The sequence below is a fragment of the Spirosoma migulaei genome (genome assembly GCF_054776855.1).
In genome coordinates, this window is sequence record NZ_BAAHBG010000021.1 from 124,955 (window position 1) to 131,338 (window position 6,384).

Below are 6,384 nucleotides of genomic sequence, written 5' to 3' on the forward strand. Positions count from 1 at the left end.
TCCTATGTTGCCCGCCCAACTATTTCTTAAACATCCTCTCTTAACAACGGCAGACTCATGCAGTGAGACCCTCCCCGCGCCCGGCTTAACTCGGCCGACGGAAGCATAATAAACGTATTTTCGATGGTTTCGGGCGATGATTCGCCCCGTTCAAATCGCTCCAGCAGTTTGCTTGCCCCAACGACATCAAAACCGGCGGCACGAAAGGCGTCAGCCGTTTTTTCGTTTCTGTCGTACCCCACTACCACACCATCTTTCAACGCTAACAGGTTGCAGGAATCCGTCCATTGCTCACGCGCACCAAATGGGAATTCGTTATTTCCCGAATAGATGAACTGGACAGGCTCAGTAGCGCCGAGATCGTTTTTACTAATATCGGCCAGTAAGTCTTCGAGGTTTTCGATCTCAATGGGCTTGTGTTCCAGTCCTTTACTAAACTGAAGGATTTTCAAATCTTCGGAAACGTCTTTTGGGGCAAAAAAGTGAATAACATCCCGCTGCTTCGCTTCATCGCCCGTACGGGCCAGCGTTCCTAATAGTACCCATATATTCCGCTTCACCTGCGTGAACACGGTATCGATATGCATATAATCCCGCTTCTTCGGAATTTTAATAACCGTTACCTTATCAACCAGATTCTTACTGAATACTAATCGCATCACTTGCTGGGCCGCGTATAGCGTCGTACGTTCGCTAACCCCAACCATAAGATGTCGCTTCGCAATCATCATAACATCACCACCCTCAAGTGTTGAGCGGGTTATATCCCGATTCACATCTACATCGGGCAGTAAAAAGGCATGTTCATTATCTGGAATTTCAATGATTTTATCCTGATAGTTAACAAATAGCGGGTGATGAAAGAAAATATATTGCGCCAGTAGAGCCTCGCGGGTACGAGCCAGTTTAGCCGGCTTATTGAGCAGAATATGATCATTGATAACAATGCCGATGTCACGTGTAAAAATGAAATTCGGTAAAGGCGCAAATAACATGGTCAGATCAGGCAACGACCCCGAAATCATAATTTTAGCCAGCTCCGCAGGTTGATACTGACTCAGCTGTTGTTGGGTTTTAAACGACGTTCGTTCGATACCACAAATAGCGGCAATCAGACGGATCCGGATAGTTTCATCGGCCAGAATATCAGCCAGAAGCGACTGAATATCAATGACTTTATCCGATCTGAAATAATTAGCATGATCGGGTTTGAAGAATGAGCGATCCGAATCAGGCCCAATAGCGGCTAGTTTGCCTCGTATTTTATCGGGGTCCAAAAAATACAACAGAATCTTAACGTAGTAATCATATTCATCCCGGCGCATCATATCCAGATGCACGATATCTTCAAACAGCCAGTCTTGTGCCTTCGATGGTACAACTTTACCCAACCCCCGATCAGGGCTATGAATGAGTAGTCGCTTAAGTGCACCAATTTCAGAAGATACGTTAATATAGTGTATATCTGCCTGCGGAGCTATACCAACTAGTGAACGTTCTGAACTGAGGGATTTCTGTTCATTTGTCATAGGCAAACCCGAATCCGTTGTTGATCATGAGTCGGTATTGCAAGGTACAGGATTGGAGATGGAAAAGAAAAGAGCTCTTTTTAATTGACAATTAATCAACTATACAACATAAACGATTACTTAATAAGTAAATAAAATAAGAATAACAATAAAAACGTACGTATAACTTTAAATTAAAAACTATACTATATATAAATACAATAATATTGATTTTATCTACAAATAAAATTAATTATTGGTATACAAATTGTTATTATACGACAAAATATAATTATATATAGGTAATACATAATAATATTACTTTTAATTTACAAAAATCCTTTATCGTATCTTTTTTATAGCCTCTATTGGGCCAGCGGCATATTTTTTGACAAGTCTGTAAACAAGAAAGTAATGCATTTACAGATCCATCTTATATGTCCATTTTCACTAAAATATTTAGCAGGCTTCTGCTATTCAGCATTGGTATTGTAGGGAGTTCACTACCAGTTCTAGAACAGACCATACCAGGTACGGTCTTCCAGGATTTCACAACAACGGCGGATGGTGGCCACCAGGAAGTAGTAAGTGGATTGACCGTTTTGCCAGGCCAAGGCCAGGTCGTAGCAACAGTCTTTGACCCTTTTACAAACTTCCAGGCTGCCGGAGCACCTTATTTTGATAAGCTAACAGACACATCTACCCAGTATCAGGCATTAACCCAGGATGGAGGACTCCCGGCGACTCAACGGGCAGCAACTTTTGGAAAAGCCGCCAGCCTGGGTGATTTAGAAATCTTCTGCAATAACGCGCCTATCGAAATTGGCAACCGGGCATGGGTCAATGCCAACGACAACGGTTTCAGTATCCGGGCGAAGCTCCACTCGCTGGCATAAAAGTTACGCTACCGGCCCAGGTCTGGCCACACCCGTTAGGGTAACAACCAACGCTGTCAGTGAATATTACTTCTCCAGTTCTACAAGCGACACGGTGGCTATCGGCTATGCCTATAGCCTGACGTGGTTGACCAGTGGAAGCTCGTATTCGCTGACATTCCCAACAAGCTAATTCCCACCCAATATGGCCACTGGTTACCTGGTCTGTACAAAAAAACGTACAATTCATAGAGGGCTAATTAACCTACGGCACAGAAAATTCGGCCTTTGTCATAAACTATGCCAATCTTCATATATGAATACTATTAATATTCGAGACGCCAAATAGTGTTACCATAAATATATTTTCATAAACATTTAATTGTCAATATGTTAATTAAAAAAATATAATAACGGTTACAAGTATACGTAAGCAAATTTTCTTATTTAATGGCACGATTTTAGTCTTCCAAAAACCAATTTCACTATGATCGCATTGTTCATGAAACAGATATCCTCGCTCTTTTTTTATTCCAAATTAGCTTCAAGTGATAACAATAAACAATTGTTACACAGTAAATTAAAATGGACACTTAAAGGCTCGCTACTTTTTCTGGTATTAGTAGTTGGCTACACAACAAGCTCTGCTCAGATAAGTGGCAAAGTCGTTCGGGAGTTTAATATGAATGGAATAGCAGATGCAGCTGTCAGCAATTCCTTTCATGATGTAGCCAACGGTAACGCCACCTCTATTACAACCCGTCTAGCTGAGGTTGGACTCCCGGGGGCATCTATAACGGTATATGGCGATAACGAACTTGTTCTGGGAACAACTACCTCATCCTCAACGGGTAGCTGGTCTTTAACCATTCCAAATACTTATACGGGTACACAGGTGTTGGTGGAGTGTAAACCACCTGTTAGTCTTGCCTTTCTACAGACAGGCCCTCATGGAACGGATAACAGTACCACGATAGCGAAAGTAGCAAAGACGGCCACAAACGTAAATTTCACCTTTGGTCTGGGCTCCGAGCACGCCCAGGATAGCCCTGATCTGGCTTTAGCCTGCTTTGCCTTGCCCAATCCCAGTAACACCACGGGCAACCCTGGCTCCAGCGAACCGATGGTCATTCGGTTTCCTTACATCAATGGTGGCCCCCTGACAAATGGAACTCGCAATGCTATCAGCGGAACCGGTCAGAACTACTATTCCACTACCGAATACCCTCCCATAACAAGCAAGACCATACTAACTACTTTTGGCCAAACGGGTACGGTATATGGGGTAGCGTATGATAAACGTCGGAATCGACTGCTAACCAGCGCGTTTGAGCGGGCCTATACAGGTATTGGCCCTAATGGGACAGGAGGTGAAGGTAAATTATACGTCACTACATTTAACACGAATGGTTCGGCTGCCAGCACTAGTCTGTGGCTTGATTTAGAAACTGCCCTATCTGCCGGGGTAGCGGGCACAGACCCGGCCATCACGCCTAACCTGACTTTCGTAAATAGCAATCCTACAACCATATCCCGTTTTGAACATAACAAAATAGGGCATATCAGTTTAGGCGATTTAGAGTTTTCTGCGGATGGGAAGACCGTATTTGTCGTCAACCTCTTTTCCAAGCAGATTTACGGTATACCCGTTAATGCCAATGGCACACCGAATACGGCAGCTATCAAAACCTATACCCCTACCAATCCCTGTGCTAGTGGTAGTTTTACCGATCCGGCTACCCCAGCTGGTGCACGTCCGTACAATGCCCTGCTCGGGCTAGGTGTCCATCCTGAAACAGGACGTATATACTGCGCCGTTACTTGCACAGGACCCAATAGTACAACTAATTTGAGAGGCTATATTTATTCGTTTGATCCAACAGCAGCTGTCACAACCTTTACCGAAGAACTTCAGATTCCACTCAATATTAGCTTTCAAAGTGGCAACGATGGAACGGAAGGTTCGTATGCCACCACATCGAATGAGGCCTGGAGCCCAACGGCAAACGATGCCATTGTTACGAATACGTACTCAGACCATGCCTGGATGGGCGATATTGTCTTCGATATTCAACCGGATGGCACTACCTTCATGATCGTGGGTGGGCGTAACCGCTATATGGACGCCACATCAGGCAGTCGTATTACACACGGACAGGGCCTTTGGTTGTCTGCTCAAAATGGCAGTAGCTGGACACTGGAATCCAATGGGGTTGCTGGTAGCCGAACAACGGCTAACTCACTCGCACTTGCCTGGTTTTCTGCTCGAAATGGAAATGGCGTATTCTTCAATACGCATGGCTCTGAAGGAACCAATGGAACCGGAAATATTATTGCAATTCCAGGCTTTACCGAGCTGGCGCTTGGCGCGGTTGATAACGTAAAATCGGGTGGCAATAGTGGGATTATGTTCCTGAATCGTAGTAGAATCGTAGTAATGGATCCCGAACGCGGGATATCCTTCTGCTGGGCAGTCTGACAAACAGTGGTACTCCTCCACGTGATGCTGTTTATAAAGCTAACCTGTGGGGCGAAGTAGAAGCCCTTCTGGACCCGGCCCCACTAGAGGTAGGTAACTACGTGTTTATCGACGTGAATAAGAATGGTCTACAAGATCCTTCCGATCTGCCGCTGGCAGGCGTAACCGTATCACTGGTTGAAGATACCAACGAGGATGGCCTTCCAAACGAAACCGTTGTTGCCTCCACAACAACAAATGCCAGCGGCCAGTATTATTTCGACCGGGCAGACGGCTTGAAGTATGACACAAAATATGTAATTGTCATAAACAAGGCCAGTGATTTTACGGCTGGTGGACCACTCGCTGGCTACACACCAACGCTGGCAAATGTATCGTCAAATGCAAAGGATACGCGCGATTCGGATGGTGAAGTATTGACTGGCAATTTCGTAAAAACAGCTTTTCAAACGGGTGGGCCAGGCGAAAACAATCACTTGTTCGATTTTGGATTTGCGCCACCCTGCTTACTAACCGCAGTGGTCACACCAGGTACTTGTAACACGGCCACAAATCAGTATTCAATTAGTGGTACAGCCAGTTTTACAAATGCGCTGGCTGGTACATTAACCATTACAGATGGCATCAATACAACCACTATTTCTGTAACGGCAGGACAGACCTCAGCCAGTTTCTCATTAACGGGACTGACCAGCGGAACAAGCACACATACAGTTACAGCATCGTTGAGTGATTGTGGAAATACCAGTGTAACCTACACGGCTCCAGCCGCCTGTGTCGTGGGTGTAGCGGTAACAGTAACTCCAGGACTATGCCAAACCGCTACCAATCAGTACAGTATTTCTGGCACTCTCTCGCTGACTAATGCTGTGGCCGGTACCGCTACCATCACTGATGGAATTAGCACCACTACTGTCTCGGTTTCGGCAGGGGCCACCTCCGTGTCTTATACCCTAACTGGGCTTAATTCCGGAACGGGGTCACATACCGTAACGGTGAGTTATGCCAGCAAAACTGCAAGTGTGACGTACACTGCTCCTGCGTCCTGTACAGTAGCTGTAGCCCTGACTGTCACGCCCGGTGTCTGTCAATCCGCCACGAATCAGTATGACATCACCGGAACCCTCAGCCTGACCAATGCACCAGCCGGTATCGCGACCATCACCGATGGCACGAAATCAACCACGGTATCCGTCTCAGCAGGCGCTACCTCTGTACCCTATGCCCTCACTGGATTGAACTCTGGAACAGGGTTGCATACGGTTACTGCCAGCTTCGCAACCAAAACGGCGAGTGTAACCTACACCGCACCCGTTTCCTGTACTGTAGCTCCCTGTGGTCTGTCTATGGTTGTTACACCCGGTCTATGCCAGTCGGCAACGAACAGCTATGTCTTATCGGGAACCATTAACGCCACCAACGTGCCCACCAGTGGGACACTCACTATTACATCGGCCGCCCTTTCTCAGCCCAGAACGCTGACCCTCCCAGCAGCCAATACAGTTTCGGGTACGTTTAGCTA

At 46.0% G+C, this 6,384-nt stretch carries 4 protein-coding genes; 3 read left to right on the plus strand and 1 reads right to left on the minus strand.

The window, feature by feature from the left end; translation table 11 throughout:
- Positions 1 to 26 precede the first annotated feature (26 nt).
- Entirely contained in the window at positions 27 to 1,529 is a 1,503-nt protein-coding gene (locus ACYVGO_RS21305; protein WP_460970990.1) for an arginine deiminase family protein, read from the minus strand.
- 416 nt (positions 1,530 to 1,945) lie between these two features.
- On the opposite strand from ACYVGO_RS21305, the gene ACYVGO_RS21310 reads away from it, so the two are divergent.
- The 3 genes from ACYVGO_RS21310 to ACYVGO_RS21320 form a co-directional block, all read left to right on the plus strand.
- Entirely contained in the window at positions 1,946 to 2,404 is a 459-nt protein-coding gene (locus tag ACYVGO_RS21310; protein WP_460970991.1) for a hypothetical protein, read from the plus strand.
- A gap of 481 nt (positions 2,405 to 2,885) precedes the next feature.
- Positions 2,886 to 4,862, plus strand: a complete 1,977-nt coding sequence (locus tag ACYVGO_RS21315) for a hypothetical protein (protein WP_460970992.1) — start codon at positions 2,886 to 2,888, stop codon at positions 4,860 to 4,862.
- A 101-nt stretch (positions 4,863 to 4,963) separates the two neighbouring features.
- Positions 4,964 to 6,384 (plus strand): SdrD B-like domain-containing protein (locus ACYVGO_RS21320; protein ID WP_460970993.1); only part of this gene is annotated, 1,421 nt, incomplete at its 3' end.